The organism is Flavobacteriales bacterium, from assembly GCA_016713875.1.
Taxonomy (GTDB): domain Bacteria; phylum Bacteroidota; class Bacteroidia; order Flavobacteriales_F; family PHOS-HE28; genus PHOS-HE28.
The window spans coordinates 855,400-879,738 of the sequence record JADJOI010000003.1 but is presented as its reverse complement, the minus strand read 5'-3'; the positions used below and the strand labels follow the sequence as shown (position 1 = coordinate 879,738).

General features: G+C 66.2%; 20 protein-coding genes and 1 pseudogene. 13 read left to right on the top strand and 8 right to left on the bottom strand.

What is annotated here, in order from left to right; all coding sequences use genetic code 11:
- Positions 1 to 74 precede the first annotated feature (74 nt).
- The 6 genes and pseudogenes from IPJ87_05170 to nth all read left to right on the top strand — a co-directional run bounded on the left by IPJ87_05170 (position 75) and on the right by nth (position 5,787).
- Positions 75 to 977, top strand: coding sequence for a DKNYY domain-containing protein (locus tag IPJ87_05170; protein MBK7941251.1), 903 nt, complete (start codon positions 75 to 77; stop codon positions 975 to 977).
- Positions 978 to 1,165: 188 nt separating this feature from the next.
- A complete protein-coding gene (locus IPJ87_05165; GenBank protein MBK7941250.1) occupies positions 1,166 to 2,230 on the top strand; it encodes an alkane 1-monooxygenase in 1,065 nt (354 codons plus the stop codon).
- Positions 2,231 to 2,233: 3 nt separating this feature from the next.
- On the top strand, positions 2,234 to 3,811 hold the full coding sequence (locus IPJ87_05160; GenBank protein MBK7941249.1) for a GMC family oxidoreductase: 1,578 nt from the start codon (positions 2,234 to 2,236) through the stop codon (positions 3,809 to 3,811).
- Positions 3,812 to 3,887: 76 nt separating this feature from the next.
- Positions 3,888 to 4,315, top strand: a pseudogene (locus IPJ87_05155) (nuclear transport factor 2 family protein).
- Positions 4,316 to 4,400: 85 nt separating this feature from the next.
- Positions 4,401 to 5,123, top strand: coding sequence for a M15 family metallopeptidase (locus IPJ87_05150; protein MBK7941248.1), 723 nt, complete (start codon positions 4,401 to 4,403; stop codon positions 5,121 to 5,123).
- A gap of 19 nt (positions 5,124 to 5,142) precedes the next feature.
- Positions 5,143 to 5,787, top strand: a complete 645-nt coding sequence (gene nth, locus IPJ87_05145; GenBank protein ID MBK7941247.1) for an endonuclease III — start codon at positions 5,143 to 5,145, stop codon at positions 5,785 to 5,787.
- Between the two features lie 8 nt (positions 5,788 to 5,795).
- On the opposite strand, the gene IPJ87_05140 is transcribed toward nth, so the two are convergent.
- Positions 5,796 to 5,969 (bottom strand): hypothetical protein, encoded by a 174-nt coding sequence (locus IPJ87_05140; GenBank protein MBK7941246.1) that lies wholly within the window; start codon positions 5,967 to 5,969, stop codon positions 5,796 to 5,798.
- A gap of 163 nt (positions 5,970 to 6,132) precedes the next feature.
- On the bottom strand, positions 6,133 to 6,720 hold the full coding sequence (locus IPJ87_05135; GenBank protein ID MBK7941245.1) for a sigma-70 family RNA polymerase sigma factor: 588 nt from the start codon (positions 6,718 to 6,720) through the stop codon (positions 6,133 to 6,135).
- Positions 6,721 to 6,937: 217 nt separating this feature from the next.
- Here IPJ87_05135 and uvrA point away from each other — a divergent pair, with 217 nt between their 5' ends.
- The gene (gene uvrA, locus IPJ87_05130) at positions 6,938 to 9,820 is read left to right on the top strand and encodes an excinuclease ABC subunit UvrA (GenBank protein ID MBK7941244.1); all 2,883 of its coding nucleotides are present in this window, start codon (positions 6,938 to 6,940) and stop codon (positions 9,818 to 9,820) included.
- 83 nt (positions 9,821 to 9,903) lie between these two features.
- Complete coding sequence (locus tag IPJ87_05125; GenBank protein ID MBK7941243.1) at positions 9,904 to 10,968, top strand: hypothetical protein; 1,065 nt, start codon at positions 9,904 to 9,906, stop codon at positions 10,966 to 10,968.
- A 5-nt stretch (positions 10,969 to 10,973) separates the two neighbouring features.
- Here IPJ87_05125 and IPJ87_05120 read toward each other — a convergent pair whose 3' ends face one another.
- The 3 genes from IPJ87_05120 to truA form a co-directional block, all read right to left on the bottom strand.
- Positions 10,974 to 14,699, bottom strand: a complete 3,726-nt coding sequence (locus tag IPJ87_05120) for a gliding motility-associated C-terminal domain-containing protein (protein MBK7941242.1) — start codon at positions 14,697 to 14,699, stop codon at positions 10,974 to 10,976.
- A 75-nt stretch (positions 14,700 to 14,774) separates the two neighbouring features.
- On the bottom strand, positions 14,775 to 16,535 hold the full coding sequence (locus IPJ87_05115) for an ABC transporter ATP-binding protein (GenBank protein ID MBK7941241.1): 1,761 nt from the start codon (positions 16,533 to 16,535) through the stop codon (positions 14,775 to 14,777).
- The gene (truA, locus tag IPJ87_05110; GenBank protein ID MBK7941240.1) at positions 16,532 to 17,296 is read right to left on the bottom strand and encodes a tRNA pseudouridine(38-40) synthase TruA; all 765 of its coding nucleotides are present in this window, start codon (positions 17,294 to 17,296) and stop codon (positions 16,532 to 16,534) included. Before truA ends, IPJ87_05115 begins: the two co-directional genes overlap by 4 nt.
- A 122-nt stretch (positions 17,297 to 17,418) precedes the next feature.
- On the opposite strand from truA, the gene IPJ87_05105 reads away from it, so the two are divergent.
- Entirely contained in the window at positions 17,419 to 17,964 is a 546-nt protein-coding gene (locus IPJ87_05105; GenBank protein MBK7941239.1) for a metallophosphoesterase family protein, read from the top strand.
- Positions 17,965 to 18,103: 139 nt separating this feature from the next.
- Here IPJ87_05105 and IPJ87_05100 read toward each other — a convergent pair whose 3' ends face one another.
- The gene (locus IPJ87_05100; GenBank protein MBK7941238.1) at positions 18,104 to 18,577 is read right to left on the bottom strand and encodes a DUF4293 domain-containing protein; all 474 of its coding nucleotides are present in this window, start codon (positions 18,575 to 18,577) and stop codon (positions 18,104 to 18,106) included.
- A 187-nt stretch (positions 18,578 to 18,764) separates the two neighbouring features.
- Here IPJ87_05100 and rho point away from each other — a divergent pair, with 187 nt between their 5' ends.
- Positions 18,765 to 20,573, top strand: a complete 1,809-nt coding sequence (gene rho / locus IPJ87_05095) for a transcription termination factor Rho (GenBank protein ID MBK7941237.1) — start codon at positions 18,765 to 18,767, stop codon at positions 20,571 to 20,573.
- Positions 20,574 to 20,705: 132 nt separating this feature from the next.
- Complete coding sequence (locus tag IPJ87_05090) at positions 20,706 to 21,179, top strand: hypothetical protein (protein ID MBK7941236.1); 474 nt, start codon at positions 20,706 to 20,708, stop codon at positions 21,177 to 21,179.
- Between the two features lie 11 nt (positions 21,180 to 21,190).
- On the opposite strand, the gene IPJ87_05085 is transcribed toward IPJ87_05090, so the two are convergent.
- Positions 21,191 to 22,552, bottom strand: coding sequence for a peptidoglycan synthetase (locus IPJ87_05085; protein MBK7941235.1), 1,362 nt, complete (start codon positions 22,550 to 22,552; stop codon positions 21,191 to 21,193).
- Between the two features lie 154 nt (positions 22,553 to 22,706).
- Between IPJ87_05085 and IPJ87_05080 the strand changes: the two genes are divergently transcribed.
- Entirely contained in the window at positions 22,707 to 23,570 is an 864-nt protein-coding gene (locus tag IPJ87_05080; protein ID MBK7941234.1) for an MBL fold metallo-hydrolase, read from the top strand.
- Between the two features lie 11 nt (positions 23,571 to 23,581).
- Complete coding sequence (locus tag IPJ87_05075; GenBank protein ID MBK7941233.1) at positions 23,582 to 23,944, top strand: DUF1304 domain-containing protein; 363 nt, start codon at positions 23,582 to 23,584, stop codon at positions 23,942 to 23,944.
- On the opposite strand, the gene IPJ87_05070 is transcribed toward IPJ87_05075, so the two are convergent.
- A complete protein-coding gene (locus IPJ87_05070) occupies positions 23,945 to 24,307 on the bottom strand; it encodes a Rieske (2Fe-2S) protein (protein MBK7941232.1) in 363 nt (120 codons plus the stop codon).
- Positions 24,308 to 24,339 lie beyond the last annotated feature (32 nt).

The following is a 24,339-nucleotide window of genomic DNA, read 5'->3' as shown; positions in this document are numbered from 1 at the left end:
CGCGGAACGGCGATGCCCATGGCCGGTTGCCGGAGGGTTTCAGGCGAAGTGGGGACAGCATCCTGTACCACAACATGGTCCTGGACGGGGTGGATGCCGGCTCATTCCAAGTGCTGGACGCGTCGTTCTGCAAGGACTCGGGGCGCGTGTTCCACTTCGACAGTTACCGCGAAAGCCGCGACTACTTCCTTACGAAGAAGCACGTGATCGACCGTTTGGATAGGGCCGATGCAGCATCCTTCCAAGTGCTTGGCCATGCGTACGCCAAGGATGACCGGCAGGCGTGGTACCGCGATCAGCCTTTCCGGGTGAAGGACCTGCGGAGCCTGCAAGCCCTGAGCCCACGGATCGTGAAGGACGACACGAGCGCCTACCTGGACCGCAAGCCCATCCCCGGGAGCCACGGCCGCAGCTTCGCGCTCATCGATCACACCTATGCGCGCGACACGCTGCACCGCTTTTACATCCAGGGGAGCGGCAATGAGGTGGCCGTCGCCGCCATCCCCTGTGACCCGCCTACCTTCCGCATTCTGGACCACACCTATGCGGTGGACCGGGCTCATGTCTTTCACCAGGGTCGGCGCATCCCGGGAGCCTTGCCCGAAGGCTTCGTGCTGCTCGGCTCAGGCTACGCCAGGGACGGTCGCAGCGTGTTCTTCCGCGGACGGCATGTCGCGGGCGCCGATCCTGCGACCTTCACCTTGTTCGCTGAGAACGAGCGCTCCAGTGGTGAGGTGCTCTATGCGCAGGATACGGGGCACATCTACGTGAACGATATGCCCTTTGAGGGAGTGGACCGCGCGACCTTTCGTATCCTGGATGAGAAGTACACCGTGGACATCAATGGCGTGTACTTCCGGATGCAACGGGTGCACGGCGCCGACCCGCTCACGTTCAAGGTGTATCCGCACTACCTCGGTGAGGCCGATGCCGAGGACAAGGATCACCGGTACGGCGACGGCAATGTGGTCGAATGACCCGGGACACGGCCAGTGGTCCCGGTCGTGCTGATCATCCTCGACCATTGGTACCTGGTGCACCTGGAGGGCGGGATGCCCATGACGCGGTCGCACACCTTCCTCCGGGGTCATACACCGCCAGGCCGGATCAGGTAGTCCCCCCTACGCCTCCGTACCTTCGGGTCTCCTCCACCCGTGCCTGACCCATGCGACCCTCCGCCCTCAAGTACAGCCTGGTGTACCTGGTCCCCGTGGTGGTCGCCACCTCGCTCGCGGTGCGGAACGAATGGTCCTTCGCGGCGGTGGCCTTCATCTTCGGCTTCCTGCCGGTGCTCGAACTGATCCTGAAGCCCGACCCCCGCAACCTGGACGCGGCGCATGAGGCTCTGGCGAAGGAGGACCGCCTGTACGACCTGATCCTCTTCAGCCTGGTGCCCATCCAATGGGGGCTGCTGCTGTTCTTCCTCGTGCAGGTCAGCGCGGCCGAGCTGTCGTGGATGCTGAAGCTGGGGCTCACCTCCGCCTTCGGAATGGCCTGCGGAGTGCTGGGCATCAACGCCGCGCACGAGCTGGGGCACCGGGCCACCAAGCACGAGCAGTTCATGGCCAAGGCGCTGCTGCTCACCACGCTGTACATGCACTTCTTCATCGAGCACAACCGCGGCCACCACAAGCACGTGAGCACCGACGAGGATCCCGCGAGCAGCCGCCGCGGCGAATGGCTCTACGCCTTCTTTCTGCGTACCATCGCGGGCAGCTGGCTCAGCGCGTGGAAGCTGGAGGCGGCGCGGCTGCAGAAGAAGGGCCTGCCCGTGTTCAGCCTGCACAACGAGATGCTCCGCTTCCAGATGATCCAGCTCGCGCTGGTGGCGGCCATTGCGGGCGTGTTCGGGCCGGAGGCGATGGGTTGGTTCCTGGGTGCGGCCCTGATCGGCATCCTGCTGCTCGAAACGGTGAACTACATCGAGCACTACGGCCTCCGGCGGAGGAAGGTCGGCGACAGCTACGAACGCCCGCTGCCCATCCACTCCTGGAACTCCGACCACCCGCTCGGCCGGCTGATCCTGCTGGAGCTCACGCGCCACAGCGACCATCACTACCTGGCCAGCCGCAAATACCAGGTCCTGCGCCACTTCGACGAGAGCCCGCAGCTGCCCGCCGGATATCCCGCCATGATGGTGCTGGCCTTCCTGCCGCCCCTCTGGTTCCGCGTGATGGACCGCGAGATCGACCGCTTGAAACAACGCGCCGGTCACGGGGCGCTCGCCTGACCCATGGCCGAGCCCACGCACGACTTCGACCACGTGGTGATCGGCAGCGGCTTCGGTGGCTCGGTGGCGGCACTGCGCCTCAGCGAGAAGGGCTACCGCGTGCTCGTGCTGGAGAAGGGCCGGTGGTTCAACAAGGCCGAGGATTTCCCCGCGTCCAACTGGGACCTGCGCCGCTGGCTGTGGTGGCCGCGTGCGGGCTGGAAAGGCCTCTTCAAGATCAGCTTCTTCCGGCACATCACCGTGCTCAGTGGTACCGGCGTGGGCGGCGGCTCGCTCGTGTACGCCAACACCCTGCCTGTGCCACGCACGCCCTTCTTCCGCACCGGCAGCTGGAAGGACCTGTGCGACTGGGAGCGCGAGCTCACCCCCTACTACGCCCTGGCCAGGCGCATGCTCGGCGTGGAGCGCCACCCTTACACCAGCCGCAGCGACCGGGTGATGCGCGACCTCGCCGCGGACATGGGCGTCCCGCAGGGCTTCGACACCGTCGACGCCGCCGTGCACTTCGGCGCCCCGGGCGTCACCGTGAAGGACCCCTACTTCGGCGGCAAGGGCCCCGACCGCACTGGCTGCATCCAGTGCGGCGGCTGCATGCTCGGCTGCCGGCACAATGCGAAGAACACGCTCGACAAGAACTACCTCCACCTGGCTCAACAGCTCGGCTGCAGCATCCGCGCGAACGCCGAGGTGGTCGATGTGCAGCCCCTGAGCCCCGATGGCAGCGTCGGTTACCGCATCCGCTACCGCGACCCTTCAGCCTGGTTCCCGCGCATCCGCACCGTGACCGCCAAAGGCGTGGTGTTCGCCGGCGGCGTGATGGGCACCCTGCCCCTGCTCCTGAAGTTGAAGGCCGGCAGCCTGCCGAAGCTCTCCGACCGCGTAGGCCACGGCGTGCGAACCAACTCCGAAAGCCTCATCGGCGTCACCACCTTCGACCGCGACGTCACCTTCTCGGAGGGCATCGCCATCGGCTCCATCGTGGAGCTCGACGCACAGCGGCACGTGGAACCCGTGAAGTACCCGCCGGGCAACGGCATCTGGCGCATCCTGATGGCGCCGATGGTGAAGGGCAGTTCGTGGCCGATGCGCCTGGTGAACATGGTGGTACAGCCCTTGAAGCAGCCGTGGACCTACCTGCGCACCTTCTTCGTGAGCGACTGGAGCCGTCGCACGCACATCCTGCTGTACATGGAGGCCATCGACTCCACCCTGCGGCTCAAGCGCGGACCGTTGGGCGGCACCGGCACCGCGTTGGAGTCGGGCCCCGCGCCCACCGCCTTCAACCCGCAGGCGCAGGACATCGCGCACCGCGTGGAGCGCATCGTGAACGGCAAGGCCATGGTGCTCATGCAGGAAACGCTGCTGGGCATCCCCACCACGGCGCACATCCTCGGCGGTGCCTGCATGGGGGCCGATGCCTCCACCGGTGTGATCGACCGCGACAACCGCGTGTTCGGGTACGCGGACCTGTGGGTGTGCGACGGCAGCGCCATCTCGGCCAACCCCGGCGTGAACCCCAGCCTCACCATCACCGCCATCGCCGAGCGCGCCATGGCACAGGTGCCGGAGCGCCGGGCGTAAGGGTCTTCGCGCCCAGCGGATGAACCGCGGACGGGTGGCCCAGGCTTTGTGCGCGCAGCGCAACTGGTCCGCCCCCATGCGCACACTTCTCCTCCTCACCGGACTGCTGTCCACAGCGGCTACGTGCGCCCAGACAGCGCCCTCCGACATCGAACAGGTCCGCGCCACCCTGATGGACTACATCGAGGGCACGGCGAACCGGAGCGCCTGCGCCGCGCGTTCGACCCCGACTTCAACCTCTACACGGTGAACGAGCAGGACAGCCTGTGGGTACGGTCGGGGGAGAAGTACATCGCAGGCATCAAGCCGGGCGAACGGAACGACCGCCAGGGCCGCATCATCTCCATCGACGTGGAGAACAACACCGCCATGGCCAAAGCCGAGATCGTGGTGCCGGGCTGGCGGGTCTTCACGGACTACTTCCTGCTGCTCCGCTACGAAGGTTCGTGGAGGATCGTGCAGAAGAGTTACAGCTGGCGCCCCCTTTCGAAGAAACCCGAGTGAGCGGAAGGCCCCGACCTTCGCAGGCGTCGGCCCGGTCATGCGCCACCATCGTCCAACCCTTCTCTTGCTGATACCCTTGCTGGCCGTGGCATGCCGGCCGGTCAGTTCCGATCCAGAGCCCACGATCCGGCCTCCGACCGCCCAACACGACACCCTGATCGCCCACAGCACCCTGGCGGATACGGCAGGGCTCGAGGCCGACCTGCGGATCATCGAGCGCAAGCTGGGCCCGCTGGATGCTGACATCCGCGACCACCTGCAGGCCGTGGAGGTCACCTACTACGGCTTCACGGACAGCAGCTGCACGGCGGTCGACAGCACGCGCCTGTGCACAGGCGTCCTGCTGGTGCATGCGTGCGTGGCCGGCGAGGTGCGGGCGATCTTCGACGGGCTGCTGCTCGACCGCTTCCCCATCGCGCATGTGATCCCGATCAACCGCTACGGCCTCAACGCCGACAGCACCGGCTGGGACGATGCCGCCTCCATGGCCGACAACAACACCAGCGCCTTCAACTTCCGCGGCAAGGCCCACGTGCCGGAGACCTCCAAGCACGCGCAGGGCATCGCCATCGACATCAACCCGCTGTTGAACCCCTTGGTGCGCGCGGGCACGAACGGCACGGTGCGCGAGCCCGCCCATGGCCGCTACGATCCGCGGCGCCCGGGCACCCTCACCCACCCCCGCATCCTGAAGCACCTGGCCCCGCACGGCTGGACCTGGGGCGGACGCTGGCAGCGGCCGCAGGACCACCAGCACATCGAGAAGGCCCACGGCCGCTGCACACACCTGCACGAACGGATCCGGTGAGCGTTGTTCCTTCGCGCCGATGACCCGCCCCGAAAAGGCCGCTTTCGTCGCCGCCAAGCTCGCCGAGCTCTACCCGCGCACATCCATCCCCCTCGACCATGCGGACCCCTACACCCTGCTGGTGGCCGTAGTGCTCAGCGCGCAGTGCACGGACAAGAAGGTGAACGAGATCACACCACTGCTCTTCGCCAGGGCGCGCACGCCGCAGCAGATGGTGAAGCTGAGCGTGGAGGAGATCCAGGACATCATCCGGCCATGTGGTCTTTCACCCATGAAGAGCAAGGGGATCCATGGTCTTTCGCGGATCATCCTGGAGGAGCACGGAGGAAAGGTGCCAGCGAACATGGCGGCCTTGGAGCGTATGCCGGGCGTAGGGCACAAGACGGCCAGTGTGGTGATGGCACAGGCCTTCGGGGTGCCGGCCTTCCCGGTGGACACGCACATCCATCGGCTCGCCTACCGCTGGACCTTGAGCACGGGCCACAACGTGGAGCGGACCGAGGCCGACCTGAAGCGGCTCTTCCCGGAGGACAGCTGGAACGCCCTGCACCTGCGCATCATCTACTTCGGGCGCGAGCACTGCCCGGCCAAGGGCCATGACCCTCGGAAGTGCCCCATCTGCAGCGTGATCGGGCGCAAGGAATCGTTCACCGCGGGGCGGTGATCCCAGACTCAGTTGAGCACCAGCGCCACCGTGCCCAGCGGAGGTGCCTCCACCACGGACAGGGCCTTGCTGTAGCTGAGGATGGCCTGGAGGGTGGCGGGACGGGGACCCGGTTGAAGGTCCATGGTGGTGCGGCGGACTGGTGACCGGCGATCGCGCCGGCGGAGGGTAGTGTGCTTCATGCCATATGGTTGGTGTGCGTGATGATGAACGCCGGGGCATCCCTCGCTATTGCATAGGATCACGAACGACTCCTCGACCACCTGACGTTCAGACGATTATCATCCCCTGAAAATGCGAACGCCGGCTTACGGGCCGGCGTTCAAGGACATGCAGCTGGCAGGCCTATGCGCGCTCCAGATGGATGTCGTGTTCCTTGATGAGCTTGCGCATGTTGATCAGCGCATAGCGCATCCGACCCAAGGCGGTGTTGATGCTCACGTTGGTGTGCTCGGCGATCTCCTTGAAGCTCATGCTGAGGTAGGTGCGCATGATCACCACCTCCCGCTGTTCCTCGGGCAGATGCTCGATCAGCTTCCGCACATCCTCGTCGATCTGTACGTTCACGAGCTGTTGCTCGATATTCTGTTCGGGCCGGGCCACCGTGGCGAACACGTCGTGGTCCTCCGTTCCGCGCACCAGAGGCATCTTCTTGCTGCGGCGGAAGTGGTCGATCACCAGGTTGTGCGCGATGCGCATCACCCAAGGAAGGAACTTGCCCTCCTCGTTGTACTTCCCCGTCTTGAGGGTGTGGACCACCTTGATGAAGGACTCCTGGAAGAGGTCCTCGGTGACCTCCCGGTCACGCACCATCAGGTAGATGTGGCTCCATACTTTGCGCTTGTGGCGCAGCAGCAGGGTTTCGAATGCCTGCTCGTTCCCCGCCGTGTAGGCGTGCACGAGCTCCGTATCGGTGAGCACCTTCGTACGCATGTGACCTTCCCTTTAGTCCGGTTCGGATCAACGATCCAGGGTAGTGGTCACGCGATGGGCGAAGGGGGTTTGAAGGTGCGGGCCTGTCGGCCGGGTTCGGGAATGAGACGTGGCCCGGGGAGAGAACGTTGCCTGATCGTCCGTATTGTGCGACCAGGTGGAATTTTCGTCGGACCAAGGCGAAGATAGTGATCCCCGGGCAAAGTCGCGCGGACCGATGCCTAAATTCGCGCCGCCCTTGCCTGCCCCCTCCCGCACTCGACGAGCAGCACCCGCCCCAACGAACGGTGCCCCCCCCGCCCCGCCCCGGTCCGCCGGCCTGATCCGGGTGCAGGGTGCCCGCGTCCACAACCTCAAGAACATCGATGTCGACATCCCGCGCGGCAAGCTGGTGGTGATCACCGGCCTCTCCGGAAGCGGCAAGAGCAGCCTGGCCTTCGACACCCTGTACGCCGAGGGCCAGCGGCGCTATGTCGAGAGCCTCAGCAGCTACGCCCGCCAATTCATGGGCCGGCTGGAGAAGCCCGATGTGGACCGCATCCTCGGGATCAGCCCGGCCATCGCCATCGAACAGAAGGTGATGACCCGCAACCCGCGGAGCACAGTGGGCACCAGCACCGAGGTGTACGACCACCTCAAGCTGCTCTTCGCCCGCATCGGCCGCACCTACAGCCCGGTGAGCGGCGAACCCGTGAAGCGCCACACCGTGGAGGATGTCCTGCGCACAGTGCACGCCCATCCCCCAGGGGAGGCCGTTCTTCTCCTCTGCCCCATCCACCTGCCGCAGGGCCGCACCCTGGCCGCCCACCTCGATGTGCTCCATCAGCAGGGCTTCGCCCGCGTGCACGACGGAAACACGGTGCACCGCATCGAGGAACTGTTGAGCCTCCGATCCCTGCCCAAGGGCGACTGGTGCCTGGTGGTGGACCGGGTGAGCGTGAACCCCGATGACCCCGAGAACGACAGCCGGATCGCCGACAGCGCCGAAGCCGCCTTCTTCGAAGGCCAGGGCGAGCTGCACGTGCTGGGGACCGACGGTCGCGGCGATGAGCGACGCACCATCCTCAACGACCGCTTCGAGCGCGACGGCATCCGCTTCGAGGAGCCGAGCACCAACCTGTTCAGCTTCAACGACCCGGTGGGGGCCTGCCCCCGGTGCGAAGGCTACGGCAGCGTGATCGGCATCGACCACGACCTGGTGATCCCCGACCAGGGCCTGAGCGTCTTCGATGAATGCGTGGCCCCGTGGCGCGGCGAGAAGCTCGGCGAATGGCGCGCCACGTTCATCGAACGCGCCGAACGCCACGACTTCCCCATCCACCGCCCGTATCGCGACCTGACGCCGGAGCAGCGCGACCTGCTGTGGAAGGGAGCTCGCGGTCTGCAAGGCATCGACGCCTTCTTCCGCTATGTGGAGGAGAAAAGCTACAAGATCCAGTACCGGGTGCTCGCCAGCCGCTACCGGGGCAAGACCACCTGCCCGACCTGCGATGGATCACGGCTGCGCAAGGAGGCCTCCTACGTGCGCATCGCCGACCGCACCATCACCGAGCTGGTGCGCATGCCCATCGATCAGCTGCTCGCCTTCTTCCGCGGGCTGGACCTGAACGAGCATGACCGCCATGTGGCCTCCAGGCTCCTCACCGAGATCCGCAATCGCCTGCAATACCTCAGCGATGTGGGCGTGGGCTACCTCACCCTCGACCGGCGCAGCAACACCCTGAGCGGCGGTGAGACCCAGCGGATCGACCTGGCCACCAGCCTCGGCAGCAGCCTGGTGGGCAGCATGTACATCCTCGACGAGCCCAGCATCGGCCTCCACCCGCGCGACACCCAGCGCCTGATCGGTGTGCTCAAGCGCCTTCGCGACCTGGGCAACACGGTGATCGTGGTGGAGCACGATGAGGAGGTGATGCGTGCCGCGGACCACATCATCGATATGGGCCCGGAAGCGGGATCCCACGGCGGCCAGGTGGTCTTCCAGGGCGGCCACGCCGACCTGCTCGCCAGCGACAGCCTCACGGCGCAGTACCTCACTGGCCGCCTGCGCATACCCCGTACGGCACACCGGCGGCCGGTGAAGGACCGGCTCATCGTGCGCGGGGCCCGGGCCAACAACCTCAAGGACATCGATGTGGCCTTCCCCCTCCACATGCTCACGGTGGTGACGGGCGTGAGCGGCAGCGGGAAGACGACCCTCGTGAAACGCATCCTCCACCCCGCCCTGCGCCGCGAACTGGATGGCTTCAGCGAGCGCCCGGGCGAGCACCGCGGCCTGGAAGGCGACCTCAAGCGCATCGAGGCCGTGGAACTGGTGGACCAGGACCCCATCGGCCGCAGCAGCCGCAGCAACCCGGTGACCTATGTGAAGGCCTATGAGGAGATCCGGCAGCTCTTCAGCGACCAGGATGTGGCCCGCGTGCGTGGCTACAAACCGTCCTTCTTCAGCTTCAACGTGGACGGCGGCCGCTGCGAGACCTGCCAGGGCGAGGGCGAGGTGCACATCGAGATGCAGTTCATGGCCGACATCCGGCTCACCTGTGAAGCCTGCCGCGGCAAGCGCTTCAAGGAGGAGATGCTCGATGTCCGCTTCCAGGGCCGCGACATCGCCGAGGTGCTCGACCTCACGGTGGACGACGCCATCGCCTTCTTCGGCGGGGCGTCCGGACCAACGGCCTGCGCCCGCATCGTCCAGCGCCTCAAGCCCCTCCAGGACGTGGGCCTCGGCTACGTGAAGCTTGGGCAGAGCAGCAGCACCCTCAGCGGCGGAGAGGCCCAGCGCATCAAGCTCGCGAGCTTCCTGACGAAGGGCCAGGAGGAGCGGCCCACCCTCTTCATCTTCGACGAGCCCACGACCGGCCTGCACGTGCACGACATCGCCCGCCTGCTCAAGGCCCTGGAGATGCTGATCCACAACGGGCACAGCGTGATCTGCATCGAGCACAACACGGAGGTGATCGCCTGCGCCGACCATGTGATCGACCTCGGCCCCGACGGCGGCGATGCCGGAGGGCTGCTGGTGTTCGAAGGGACGCCGGAGGCCCTGGCCGCTCACCCCACCAGCCTCACCGGCGCCCACCTCCGCGGTCGGCTGGCCTGACGCCTGTCACCGGCCGGATCGACGCCCGTCATCCTATCCCAAGCGATGGTGTCGGACCTTCAAGGTCCCCAAGCGACCAACCCATGACCACCCGCACCCTGCTCCTCGACCCGGTGATCGAACGCCTGATGGAGGCCCGCCCCGGCCCCTGCGTCACCATCACCCTGCCCACGCACCGGACGATGCCCGATGCGAACCGGGACATCATCCTGCTCAAGGACCTCCTCCGGGAGGCCGGGGAACGCTTGGCCGGGATGGGCGAGAAACGGGCCATGGCGCCCATCGTCGAGCACCTGCAGACACTGGCCGGGTCCCTGGACCACAAGCACCAGATGGATGGCCTAGCGCTCTTCGCGTCCACCGACCACGCCGAAACCGTGAAGCTGCCTTTCAGCATCGAACCGCGCGTCGCGGTGGGCGATGCCTATGTGGTGCGCGATGTGGTGCGCGCCCGGCTCGGATCGGTCCACTATCATATCCTCGCGCTCAGCCAGCACACGGCCCGGTTATTCGCCGCCACCGATGATCACCTCGTCGCTGAGGTCCGCGGCGGTCTGCCTTTGGAGAACAGGCACTACACCACCGACGCGGCACAGGTGACCACCTCCCGCGGACAGGACAACCAGGCGCGCCATTGGTATACGGATGTGGCGAAGGCGGTGGAACACACCGTCGGTCCTCAGGGCCGTGTGGTGGTCGCGACCACAGCCACCCACTACGCCCCGTTCCTGGATGCCGCACCTCATGCTGCGCTCTTCATCGCGCACCTCGAGGGCAACCATGAGCACGACGCACCGGCCGAGCTCGTGCGGCAGGCGTGGACGCTGGCCTACAACGATCAGAAGCGTCGGCACATGGCCGACCTGGAGATCCTCGCCCGCACCCCGGCCGACAAGCACGTGACCACCGTCGACGACATCTGGGCCCGGGTGCAGGAGGGCCGGGGGCAGACCCTGCTGGTGGAACGCGATCTGGTGATCCCCGGCGTGGTGGTGGAAGGCCGCGTTCAGCCCGATGCGCCGAACGACGGAAGCGACCTGGTGGACCGGATCATCACCGCGCAACTGCATCATGGCGGGGAGGTCCGCATGCTCCCCTCTGGCAGCCTGAAGGACTACGACGGCATTGCGCTCATCACCCGGTACTGACGGCCCTACCGCAGCACGGTGACATGCCCGCGCAGTTCGCGCAGCGTGTCATCGCAGGAGGGGGTGTACCGGATCACGTAGAAGTAGGTCCCCTCACTGGCCTTCCGGTCCGGGTTGTTACCGTCCCACGTCACCGCGAGGCTGGTGGAGCGGAACACCTCGGTCCCCCACCGGTCGTACACGGAGACCTCCACGTCCTGGCTGCCGTTGGCCTGCGGTTCGAACCGGTCGTTGGCTCCATCACCGTTCGGGCTGAAGACGTTCGGCACCACGATGTCCGTACCGAGCGGATCGGGGATCACGGAGGCGACGCCCGAATACGTGCAGCCGAACGCATCGGTGACGCTGAAGCCATAGCTGCCCTCCTCGCCCACCACGATGCCGCGCGTGGTGGCACCGCCCGACCAGGTGTAGGACACCCCTTCATAGGGGATGATGAGCAGCACACTGTCGCCCGGGCAGGCCACCGCATCGAAGTCGAGCGGTCCAGGGTCGGGGGCCAGCGACACATCCACTGTGTCGGTGCCGCCGCACTGGGCAAGGGTGACCTGCACCCAATAGCTGCCGGGCTGGTCCACGGTGATGGACGACGTGGTGGCGCCGGTGCTCCAGGCATGGTCAGGACCGCTGAGGCCGGTGGACAGCACCGTGCTGGCGCCCGGGCACAGCACCTGATCGGGGCCCAGGTCCACGGTCACGCCCGGGATCACGTTCACCGTCACGCTGGCCGATGCGCTCGTGGCGCACAAGGTGTCCGTCACGGTCACCGTGTACGCCGTGGTGATGTCGGGTGAGGCCACCGGAGCCTGCGCCGAGGGATCGTTCAGATCGGTCGGGGGCGACCAGGTGTAGCTGTAGCCGCCCTGGCCACCGCTCACCACGGCAGTGAGCTGCGTGCTGCTTCCGCTGCAAATAGGGTCGGTGCCGTTCAAGGCCACCACCACCAGAGGCACGTCGACCTGCACGGTGACGCTGTCGGTACGCACGCAGCCCTCGGCGTTCGTCACCGTCACGAAGTACGTGATGGTGGCCGTCGGAGAGGCCGTCGGCGCCTGCAGGAAGGTGGCATTGAGGCCCGTGCCGGGCGACCAGGACCAGGAGTGGCCGGTGCCCGAGGTGGGCTGCGCGTTCAGCACCACCGAGCCACCGCTGCAGATCGTGGTGTCGTCCACCAGTAGCACGTCGAAGGCTTGGCCCACCTGCACGAAGACCGAATCGGTGTAGGTGCAGCCGAACTGGGCATCGAACACGTTCACGGCGTACCACTGGTCGGTGGGCGGCGTGGCCAAGGGGTCCACGATCGACGGATCGTTGAGCGTGGCGGCCGGCGTCCAGGTGAAGGTCAGCCCGCCCACCGTGTTCGTGGCGATGGCCACGTCATCCAGGCTCCAATTGTCCTCGCCCACACCACCGTTCGCCAGCTGCCGCCAGCGGAACAAGGTGTTGGCCGTCTGCGCCGGGCCGGGGATGTTCACCTGGATCACCGTGAAGGTGGGGTGCGCATATTCATAGTAGGTGTCCATGATGGTCCACGCCCCTCCCCCGTTCGTGCTGTACTCCAGCACCACATGCTCCCCGGGATCGGCATCCTCGCAGGGGGCCGTACCGGTGGCGATCTTGATCGCGAAGCGCACCGTGCCGCCGGTCGACACGTCCACAGGTCCGGCCGTGGCGCTGCGCTGGCCCGGTCCATCGAAGTAGAGGGCGTTGCCGGCCACCGAGCCGCATGCGTTGCTGATGCTGCCGTTCAGGATGCCGTTCCACAAGGAGGAAGGGGCCACGTCCAATACGTCCAGCCCCTGGATCACCTGCTGGGCGGTGAGGCCGAGCTGGCTCTGTTCACCGGAGCAGATCAAGGGCGGGTCGGCGGTGGTGTTCAACGCCAGGACATCCCCGTTCACCACCGTCACCAGAACGCTATCGGTGATGACCGCACAACCGTTCAAGGTGCTCACTTGGACCGTGTACCAGGTGGTGTGCGCGGGGTTGGCCACCGGGTCGGCGATGGACGGGTCGTTGAGGTCGGCCCCCGGGCTCCACGAGTAGACGTAGGTCCCAGGCGGCGAGACGTCCACCCCCAGCTGCACGGGCTGCAGCAGGCAGGCTTCCACCCCGGTGCTGTCGCCGCTCGCCAAGGCCTGGATGATCGGCGGGATCGCCAGCTCGATGCTGAAGAAGAACTGCTTCTCGCACCCGCTGATGCCGGAAGTGCCCGTCACGATGTACACGTCGGAGGCCGTGGGCGTGAACGTGTAGGTGGCCCCCTGGAACAGGACGGTGTTGGGGTCGCTCTGGGTGGTCCAGTAGGGATCGTTCAGCGGTTCGGGGATGGACAGGGTGATGGTGGTGTTGGTGTCCGCCAGGCACAGCACGGTGTCCAGTGGGAGGATGGGCTCCGGCGTGAAGGAGCCCACCGAATACGCGTAGCTCTCGGCGCTGCCCATGCCGTACACGTAGGCCGTGAGGCCCCCGATGCATTCCAGCGTGTGGCTGCCGACGGGGAGCGGCAGGGAGGCGTGGGCCACCGTGGGGCAGGCGGGATAGGGTGTGAACGCCGACGACGGCACGGGCACCCCGTCCAACACCACGTCGTCCACGTTCGGTTGCTGCACGATGATGTTGACGTAATGGTTCGTGATCACGGTGGACACCACCGTGGCGAAGGTGATGCGGTCGATCCGCTGCTCCTCGGCGTTGAGCAGCAACATGGCCGGATCGCCGTTGGAACCGCAGGTGATCCCTTCCATGAACTGGGCCACCACGAAAGGCAGGTTGCCCTCGAAGCAGGCGGCGTCGGGGAAGGAGTTCAATTCCACGAACTGGCCGGCGTTCAGGTTGAGGGGCGGACCGCCGTTCACCGTCACTTGGGTGCCGTCCTGATCGGCCAGCACGCGGTAGGTGTATTGCGTGGTGGTGCTGAAGGGCACCGAGTAGTAGCGCGTGCCCCAGGCCCGACGAGGCAGGTTCTGCTCCACGACGTGGTCGCAGGCGAAACATCCATCCGGGATGTTCGTGCACACGGAGCCGGAGAACACTGCGAAGGTCCTGCACTCACCGCTGCCAGGCGTGCCGCGGATCACCGTGCCGGTGAAGTCACCCAGCTCGTTGGCGGCGATGACCTGGTAGGTCTGGCCCGAGTCGAGCATCACGGTGAACGGCACACCCGCCGGCTGGCCGCCGAAGGTGGTGGCCGTCGGGGTGATCTCCACCTCGGTATCGTCCTGCCGCGCCACGATCAAGAACTCGGAGGCCAGCTCGGGCAGGCCGCTGAGGCCCGGATACGCCATGATGCGGTAGTCGCTCCCCAGCGACTGCACTGGATAGATCACGGCAGCATCCGCGGTGAACTGCTCGAAGTTGATCGCGAAGACCGCCACGGTGTCCTGCGTGCGCACCAGCACGGAGCGGCCTTCCACCACCTCGCTCGCCTGGTGCATGCCCTGGGCCAGCGGGATGGTGACGGTGGTGGTGACGTTCGCCGTGACCGTGAAGGCCTGGCTGAACCCCATCAGGGGCATCTCCACCAGCCCCGAGGTGTTGGTGGGCGACGAGATGAAGATGTCGAGGCTTTGCACCGGATTGCCCTGATAATTCTTCATGAAGCCCAACCAGAACTCGGTGCCCATGGTGGGCACGATACCCTGCCCCATGGACGCGTTCCGGCCGATGGCGGACAGGAGAAGAACGAGAAGCGTCAGGCGCGCAAGCCGGCTGCACAGGGGGCTGTCCATGGTTCCTTGATGGGGTTGTCGAAGAGACGCGGCCAACGGATCCGCCGTTGCCGAACGTCGAAAAAATACGAACGCTTACCGGAACTGAAGATCGTACAAACGACGATAAGCTCCGTTGAGAGCGAGCAGTTCCTGATGCCCTCCCTGCTCGATGATGCGCCCCTTGTCCAGCACCACGATGCGGTCGGCGTTCTGCACGGTGCTCAGCCGGTGGGCGATCACGATGCTCGTACGGCCTTTGGTGATGCGCTCGGTGGCTTCCTGGATCAGCTGCTCGCTGGCGCTGTCCACCGAACTGGTGGCCTCGTCGAGCACCAGAACGGCGGGGCGATGCACCATGGCCCTGATGAAGGCCAGGAGCTGCCGTTGACCGGTGGAGAGAATGCCACCGCGTTCGCGCACGTCGGTGTCGTAGCCCCGGGGCAGGCGCTGGATGAAGGCGTCGGCCCCCACCTCCCGGGCCGCGGCCTCCACCTGCGCCCGTGTGATCGAGGGGTCGTGCAAGGTGATGTTATCGTGCACCGTTCCGCTGAAAAGGAACACGTCCTGCAGCACCACCGAGATGCACCGCCGGAGCTCACCGAGCCGATACGCCTCCACGGGAACCCCGTCCAGCAGCACATGGCCCCGCTGGTGCTCATAGGCCCGACTGAGCACGTTGATCATCGAGCTCTTGCCCGATCCGGTGGCCCCCACCAGCGCCACGGTGGTCCCCGCCGGGATGTCCAGGTCGATGCCTTGCAGCACCCACTCAGGCGCTTCACCTTCCTTCACCTCACCATACGCGAACCAGAGGTCCGTCACCTGGATGTGCCCCCGCACGGCCGCGGAACCGCGCGTTCCCTCGTCCGTGATCGTGGATGCCGTGTCCATAAGCTTGAAGACGCGTTCGCTGCCCACCATGCCCATCTGCAGCACGTTGAAGCGGTCGGCCAGCTGGCGGATCGGCCGGTAGAGCATGTTGATGAAGAGGATGTAGGCGACGATGTCACCGAAGGAGGCCGTTCCGGCCAGGGCGTCCTTCACGCCCCACCACACCAGGAAGGCCAGCGACAGGGCCGAGAGGATCTCCACGACGGGGAAGAAGATGGAATAGGCCAGCACCGAACGGATGTGCGCCGCGCGATGCTCGCGGTTGATCGCCTGGAACTTGCGCATCTCCTGCGCTTCGCGCCCGAAGACCTGCACGATCGCCATGCCCTGGATGTGCTCCTGCACGAAGGCGTTCAACCGGGCCACATAGGTCCGCACGTCCTCGAAGCTGCGCTGGATGCTGTTCTTGAAGATGTTCGTCCCCCAGAGCAGCAGGGGCACCGGCGCCATGCTCAGCAGGGCCAGCTTCCAGTTGACCGCGAACATCACCACCACCACCACCACGAGCTTCAGCAGGTCGCCCAGGATGGAGAGCAGCCCCTGCGAGAAGATGTCCTCGATGGTCTCGATGTCGCTGATGACCCGGGTGACCATGGTGCCGATCGGGGTGCGGTCGAAGAAGCGGAGCTTGAAGCCGAGCACATGATCGAAGAGGCGGGTGCGCAGTTGGAAGCTCACGGCCTGGCCCAGCCAGCTGGTCCAGAAGGCCTGGTGGAAGCTCAACAGGGTCTCCAGCACGAGCAGCCCCAGGACGATGAGGGTCATGCGCAGCAGCCCGGCGCCGTCGCCGGTGAGCGCGTAGCCGTCGATCATGTCGCCCATCAGCAGTGGCCTCACCACACCGATGGCGCTGAGCAGCACCGTGAGCCCGAAGGTGGCCCGGAACAACGTCCTGTGCGGCCGCACGAACGCCATCACGCGCACGAACAGACGCCGGTCGAAGGCCCTGGCCTGGCCGCTCATCCGGGCACGGGGATGAAGGGATACACCACACGCTCCAGATAGAGCCCGCGCGCAGGGGCCGACTTGCCCGCCGCTCCACGGTCCTGCGCTGCCAGCACCTCCGCCATGTGCCCTGGAGGGCGGTGGCCCCGACCGATCAGCAGGCAGGTGCCCACGATGGCGCGCACCATGTTGCGCAGATAACGGTCCGCCCTGATCTCGAAGTCGTATCCGTTCGCGTGCTCCGTCCACCGGGCGAGCCGAACGTCGCACAGCATGGTGCGCGCATCGCTGCCGGCCTTGCAGAAGCTGCTGAAGTCCTGCTTACCGAGGAGCACGGCGCACGCCTCGTTCATGGCCTCGGCGTCCAATGCCGGCCTCAGCTGATGGCTGCGTCCTTCGAGAAAGGGGTCCTTCCGGCGATGGATCCGGTACCTGTACCCGCGTTCGATGGCACTGAACCGCGCATGTGCATCATCGGGGACGGCGATGAGGCGCTTCACGCCGATATCGTCGGGCAACAGGCTGTTGAGGCTGTACACGAAGCGGACGTCCAGCGGGGCCTCGCCGCCCTGGTCGAAGTGCAGGAAGAACTGGGAAGCGTGCACTCCGGTATCCGTCCGGCCGCATCCCACCACGCTCACGCGCTCCCGGTGCAGCGCGAACCGCATGGCCCGCTCCACCTCGGCCTGCACGCTGGGCCGGTCCGGCTGTAGCTGCCAGCCCCGATAGGCCGTGCCCAGGAAGGCGATCTCCAGGAAGTAGCGCGGCATGATCTCCATCGGTGGTGGGCCCTGAACGACCCGATGCGAAGCCTAGGCGCTCGGGCCCTCTGCTGGTCCGGCGGGCGGCAAAGCTAGCTCCGCCTTCGGTGGTGTCCGGTCGCCTGCGTTCCTTCGCCTCCATGTCCGCGACCCTGGCACCGGGCCGGCGCATCGGGCTGCTGTCCGACACGCATGGCTGGCTCGACCCACGCCTGCGCAACCACCTCGCCTCCTGCGACGAGATCTGGCACGCCGGCGACATCGGCGGGCTGCACATCACCGACGAGATCCGGTCCTGGTACCCGGACAAGCCGCTGCGGGCCATCGTGGGCAACATCGACGATGCCGCTTCGCGACGGGCCTTCCCCACCGACCTGCGCTTCGAGCTGGACGGGGTCCGCGTATGGATCACGCACATCGGCGGTCGCCCTCCGCGCTACGAGCGCGGGATCGTCAACGCGCTACGCAGCGACCCGCCCACCCTGTTCGTCTGCGGGCATTCCCACATCTGCCTGGTGAGGTTCGATGAGGCGTTGAACATGCTGTACATGAACCCCGGCGCCTGCGGTCGGCACGGGTGGCACCAGGTGCGCACGATACTGCGGTTCACCATATCCGCCGGTCAGCTCAAGGACCTGGAGGTGGTCGAGCTGGGGAAACGGGGAGGAGTGGCGAGTACTGAGTGACGAGTGGCGAGTACTGAGTGACGAGTGGCGAGTACTGAGTGACGAGTGGCGAGTACTGAGTGACGAGTGGCGAGTGAAGTGCCGCTAAGGCCGTTCACTCGCCACTCGCAACTCGCCACTCGAGACCAGAAAACCCAGTTCACCGGAGCCGGTCCATGCTCTTGATCAGCGCCTCATCGGCCTTGACGCCCCGCTCGGCCAGGAAGGCCAGCACCAGCACCAGGAGGGGGGCGGCGAACGCGGCTCCGTAGGACACGGCCACCGCACCCCGCCCGGCCATGTACACCTGGATCGAGCGGTCGGTGATGACACCGAAGGCCAGGGCTCCCAACGCGAGGAGGTAGGTGAAGCGCACCAACCGGAGCTGGCGCCCCCGGTCCTTGTAGAAAATGATGGCGACCAGCGGCAGCACGGCCAGCAGGCCGAGCACGGCGGCGAACGGCACTTTCGGGCTGGCCTCCTCCAGGGCGGTGCCATCGCCCATGAACAGGCCTGTGGAACGGAACACCACGTGCAGGTCGCCCACGGTGTAGGTGGCGAAGGGGAACAGGTTGGCCAGGGCCGCCACCACGGCGGCGAGGGCCAGGAACAGGGTCTGCTTGCGCTGGATCATGGGCTGGCAAAGATGGCACCTCCCCCCTTGCGGTTCACGCCGAATGATCTACGTTTGCGCCGACCGTTCCGCGCAGGCCCCCCCATGGTGGCCAGCGCCCCACCCGAAGTCCTTTCCGAACCGCACGAGACCCCTCCGGGTCCTCCGCCAAGGCGCAGCACGCGCCAACGCCCCATAGCCCTACCCCATGGCAGACAAGAACGCGCTGGAGAGCTTGAAGCTCGCCGAGCTCCGGGAGATCGCCAAGCAGCTCAACATCAAGAAGGCCGATACGCTGAAGAAGCAGGACCTCATCGCCCGCATCGTGGAGGCCCAGGGCGGAGCGCCCATCGCTTCAGCCCGTCAGGACACCGATGCCATCGCCCTGGAGGCCGTGGCCGACGAGGACCCCGTCCCCACCCCCGATCCGGAGCCCGTACCTGCAGAGGACGGGGACGATGATGATGAGGAGGGCGACGAAGAGGATGACGATGATGAGGAGGAGGATCAGGACGGAACGGCGGGCGACAAGTCCAGTTCCGAAGCCAAGCCGGAAGCCTCTCCATCACCCGGGCCGGAGGTCGTGCGGAGCGAGAACCGCGAGCCGCGTCGGGACGACCGGCGCGAACGCTTCGAGCGGCGAGAGCGCCGTGAGCGCGGCGACCAGGTGACACCGCCCCGCGAAGGTGGTGAGCGCGATGACCGGCGTGAGCGCTTCCGCGACGAGCGGCGCGACGGTGGACAGGCCAACGGCGACCGCCGCGATGACCGCCGCGACCGCGGTGATCAACCGCGGCATGACCAGGGACGCCCCGACGGCCCTCGCGAACAGGGTCAGGGACAGCGACCACAGGAGCAACGTCACGACCGTCCCCGGCAGGAGCCGCGTGAGCAGATCACCTTCGATGCCTTCGTGGAGTGCGAAGGGGTGCTGGAGATCATGCCCGAGGGCTATGGCTTCCTGCGCAGCAGCGATTACAACTACCTGGCCTCTCCGGACGATGTGTACGTGAGCCAGCAGCAGATCAAGCAGGCCGGCCTCAAGCTGGGCGATTCCGTGAGCGGGTTCGTGCGCCCGCCGCGCGAAGGGGACAAGTTCTTCCCCTTGGTGAAGATCGATCGCATCAATGGCCGCGACCCCGAGTGGGTGCGCGACCGGGTGCCCTTCAAGTTCCTCACACCGCTCTTCCCCGATGAGAAGTTCAACCTCACGGGCAAGAACCCGAACCTCAGCATGCGCGTGCTGGACCTCTTCGCCCCCATCGGCAAGGGTCAGCGCGGCCTCATCGTGGCGCAACCCAAGACCGGCAAGACCATCCTTCTGAAGGACGTGGCCAACGCCATCGCCGCCAACCACCCGGAGGTGTATCTCATCGTGCTGCTCGTCGATGAACGTCCGGAGGAAGTGACGGACATGGCCCGCAGCGTGAACGCCGAGGTGATCGCCAGCACCTTCGATGAACCGGCCAGCCGGCATGTGCAGGTGGCCAGCATGGTGCTGGAGAAGGCCAAGTGCCTCACCGAATGCGGGCACGACGTGGTGATCCTGCTCGATTCCATCACGCGCCTCGCCCGCGCCTACAACACCGTACAGCCTGCCAGCGGCAAGATCCTGTCCGGCGGAGTGGACGCCAACGCCCTGCAGAAGCCCAAGCGCTTCTTCGGCGCGGCACGCAAGATCGAGAACGGCGGCAGCCTCACCATCCTCGCCACGGCGCTGGTGGAGACCGGCAGCAAGATGGACGAGGTGATCTTCGAGGAGTTCAAGGGCACGGGCAACATGGAACTCCAGCTCGATAGGAAGATCAGCAACCGCCGGATCTTCCCGGCCATCGATATCCAGAGCAGCGGCACCCGCCGGGACGACCTGCTGCACCACAAGGACGTGCTGCAACGCACCTGGATCCTGCGCAAGCACCTCGCCGACATGAACCCCGTGGAAGCCATGGAGTTCATCAAGACCCGCATGGAGGGCACCAAGAGCAACGAGGAGTTCCTGGTATCGATGAACGGCTAACGCCGGAACGTGATGATCGGCGGGTCGCGAGTGGCGAGTGAATGCGTATCACCCTGAGCCTGTCGAAGGGCGCATTCACTCGCCACTCGTCACTCAATGCTCGCCACTCCACGCAGCGATCCCACAACCCTCATGAAAATCGCCTTCTTCGTCGCCCTGGCCGCGATGGTATTGCGCGTGGTGCTGCTGGGCGCAGGCCGGGCCCCTGATCCTCCGTTCTACATGCCGGTGCATCTGCTCGCGCTGGTGCTCATCCCCTTCATCGCGGCGCGGGCGCAACTGCACGGTGAACCACGCAGCGGGATGCCGCAGTTGTTCCGCGTGGGGTTCAGGGCTTCGGCGCTCTATATCCTGCTCACCGCCGCTTTCCTGCTGGCGTTCTACACCTGGATGGACGTCACCTCGTTCCCGGTGCACATCAACGCACTGGTGGACCAGGCGGTGGCCGCCGGCCATCCGGAGGCCGACGCGCGTGCGCGGTTCGAGCGGTTCTTCACCCCGTTCAACTACGCCGGTCTTTCGTTCTTCCTGCTCCTGCTGTTGGGCGCGTTCAACACGCTGCTCACGACCCTGCTGGTGCACAAGGTGCTGCGCAGGATGAGCTGAACCAGGGCGGATCAGGCGATGAACGCCTCGCTCAAGGCCTGAAGGTCGAGGCCGCCGAAGTTGCCACTGCTCATCATCAGCAGCACGCCGGGGTCGGCCTGTGCCGCACGCACCGCGCCCATGAACTGGATGGGATCGCTGAGCACCTGTAGATCGGCGCGTGCGAAACCTCGCTGGATGCGTTCCGGCGGGATCGGCGGCAGCCGCTTCAGCTCCACCGCGTGCGGGTCATAGAACACGATGGCCGCATCGGCCCGGTCGATGGCGCCGGCGTACTGGTCGAGGAAGCCCTCGCTCAGGCTGCTGTAGGTGTGCAGCTCCATGCAGGCCACCAGTTTGCGGCCGGGGAACTGCTCGCGCACCGCTTCCACCGTGGCCTTCAGCTTGCTGGGGCTATGGGCGAAGTCCTTGTACACCACCTTCCGCCCGTGCTCGGCAAGCTTCTCCAGCCGCTTGGCCGCCCCGTGGAAGCTGCGAATGGCCTCGAAGAACAGGCTGTCGCCGATGCCGAGCTGGTGGCACACATGGCGCGCGCCCTCCAGGTTCATCAGGTTATGGCGGCCGAAGACCTTGAGGGGCACCTCACCGCGGGGGGTCAGCAGCACCGTGGTGCCGTCGTCGATGCGGTGCGCCGGCACGTCATACGGGATGCGCACGGCCTGCACCTCGGGCTCCTCCGCCACGCGCTTCACCTCGGCATCCTCGGTGCAGTACACCAGCTTTCCGCCGGGCTCGATCACCTGGACGAACCTCCGGAACTGGTCCACATAGCTCTCGAAGGTCTTGAACACATTGATGTGGTCCCACGCGATGCCGCTGATGAGCGCGATGTCGGGTCGGTACAGGTGGAACTTGGGCACGGGCTCCAGCGCCGAGGCGAGGTATTCGTCCCCCTCGATGATCGCCACCCGGCTGGTAGGGCTCAGGCGCACCATGCAGTCGAAGCCCTCGAGCTGCGCACCCACGAGGTAGTCGAACTCCACGCCCGCATGCCGCAGCACGTGGATGATCATGCTGGTGATGGTGGTCTTGCCGTGGCTGCCACCGATCACCACGCGCGTCTTGTCCTTGGTCTGCTCGTGGAAGTACGAGGGGTAGCTGAACACGGGGATGCCGAGCTCCTGCGCACGGACCAGCTCGGGGTTGTCGGCGCGGGCGTGCATGCCCAGGATCACCGCGTCGATGCCGGTGTGGATGCGCAGCGGGTCCCAGCCCAGCTTGTCGGGCAGAAGCCCCAGACGGTCGAGGCGGCTGCGGCTGGGCTCGAAGATCTCGTCGTCGCTGCCGGTGACCTCGTAGCCCTTCTGGTGCAGCGCGATGGCCAGGTTGTGCATGGCGCTGCCGCCGATGGCGATGAAGTGGACGGTGCGCATGCTTGGCTCGCCGAAGCTGAAGCGAAGGCGATGGCGCGAAGGTGCACGTGCTCGACCGATGTTGCGCCCATGTGCCCATGGAATGCTTCAACGGGGGTGTGGGCAGCGGCGCACCGACCGCCGCTGGCCGGCGGCGTAGCTTCGGCGCACCAAGATGGAACTCCACGTCATCGACACCGGTTTCTTCAAGCTCGACGGCGGCGCCATGTTCGGCGTGGTGCCCAAGACCCTCTGGAGCAAGGCCCATCCGCCCGACGAGAAGAACCTCTGCACCTGGGCCATGCGCTGCCTGCTGGTGACCGATGGCGACCGCCGGATCCTGATCGACAACGGCATCGGCGACAAGCAGGACGCCAAGTTCTTCGGGCACTACGACCTGCACGGCGAGGCCACGCTCGATGGATCGCTGAAGAAGCTGGGGCTCTCGAAGGACGACATCACCGACGTGTTCCTCACGCACCTTCACTTCGACCATTGCGGCGGCAGCATCGTGCGCCGGGGCGAAGGCTTCGCACCCGCCTTCAAGAACGCGACCTACTGGAGCAACAAGCACCATTGGGACTGGGCCACCAAGCCCAACGCCCGCGAGAAGGCCAGCTTCCTGAAGGAGAACATCCTGCCCATCCAGGAGAGCGGCCAGCTGGAGTTCGTGGACATCGGGCGCACGGACCCGACCGCGAACAGCATCGTGCAGGACCTCTTCCCCGGTTTCGACGTGCTGGTGGTGAACGGCCACACCGACGCCATGATGATCCCGCACATCCGCTACAAGGGCCGCACAGTGTGCTACATGGCCGACCTGTTGCCCAGCGTGCACCACATCCCTCTTCCGTGGGTGATGGCCTACGACACGCGCCCGCTGCTCACGATGCAGGAGAAGGGCGCCTTCCTGGAGCGTGCGGCCGACGGGGACTTCGTGCTGTTCCTGGAGCACGACCACATGAATGAATGCGCCACGCTTGAGCGCACGGAGAAAGGCGTGAAGCTGAAGGAGGCGCTGCCCTTGAGCGCGGTCTGACCCGAGAACCCATGCACCTCGTCGCCCAGCTGCTGATCGCCTTTGTGGCCGTCGAACACCTGTACATCCTGTGGCTGGAGATGTTCGCGTGGACCACGCGTGCGCCCAAGGTGTTCCGATCGATGCCAGCGGACCTCTTCCCGCGGACCCGTGCGCTGGCCGCGAACCAGGGGCTGTACAACGGTTTCCTGGCGGCGGGCCTCTTCTGGAGCCTGCTGATCGACGATCCGGCCTGGGCGAGGAACGTAGCCTGCTTCTTCCTGGGCTGTGTGGCCGTCGCCGGCATCTACGGCGCTGTCAGCGCACAGCGCACCATCTTCTTCGTCCAGGGCCTTCCGGCACTGCTGGCCCTCGCCGCCGTTCTTCTCGCCTGATCACCACAGATCGAGGCCGAACAGCCTGAACGTGGTGTAGGGGAAACCGATATACAAGCCGTCCTGGCGCTGTTCCACCGGATGCGTACCCACGTTCACGGTGCTTCCATGCCGGGCCCTTCCCGTGGCCGGGTCGAAGGCGAACCGGTGCCAAGGGCACACCAGGCGGCCTTCCTCACACCATCCACCCTCGAAGCTGCGACCCTGATGCGGGCAGCGGTCCTCCAACGCGAAGAGCCCGGCCTCCGTGCGCACCAACCGGAGCACGTGACCATCGACCGTCAGTCGCAGATGGGCGTCCAGCGCGAGCGCACGGGCCCGGGGATCCTCCACCTGCGCCCATCGGATCCGCTCCACCCACATGCGGGCAAAGATGCGAGAGCGTAAGCGTCGCG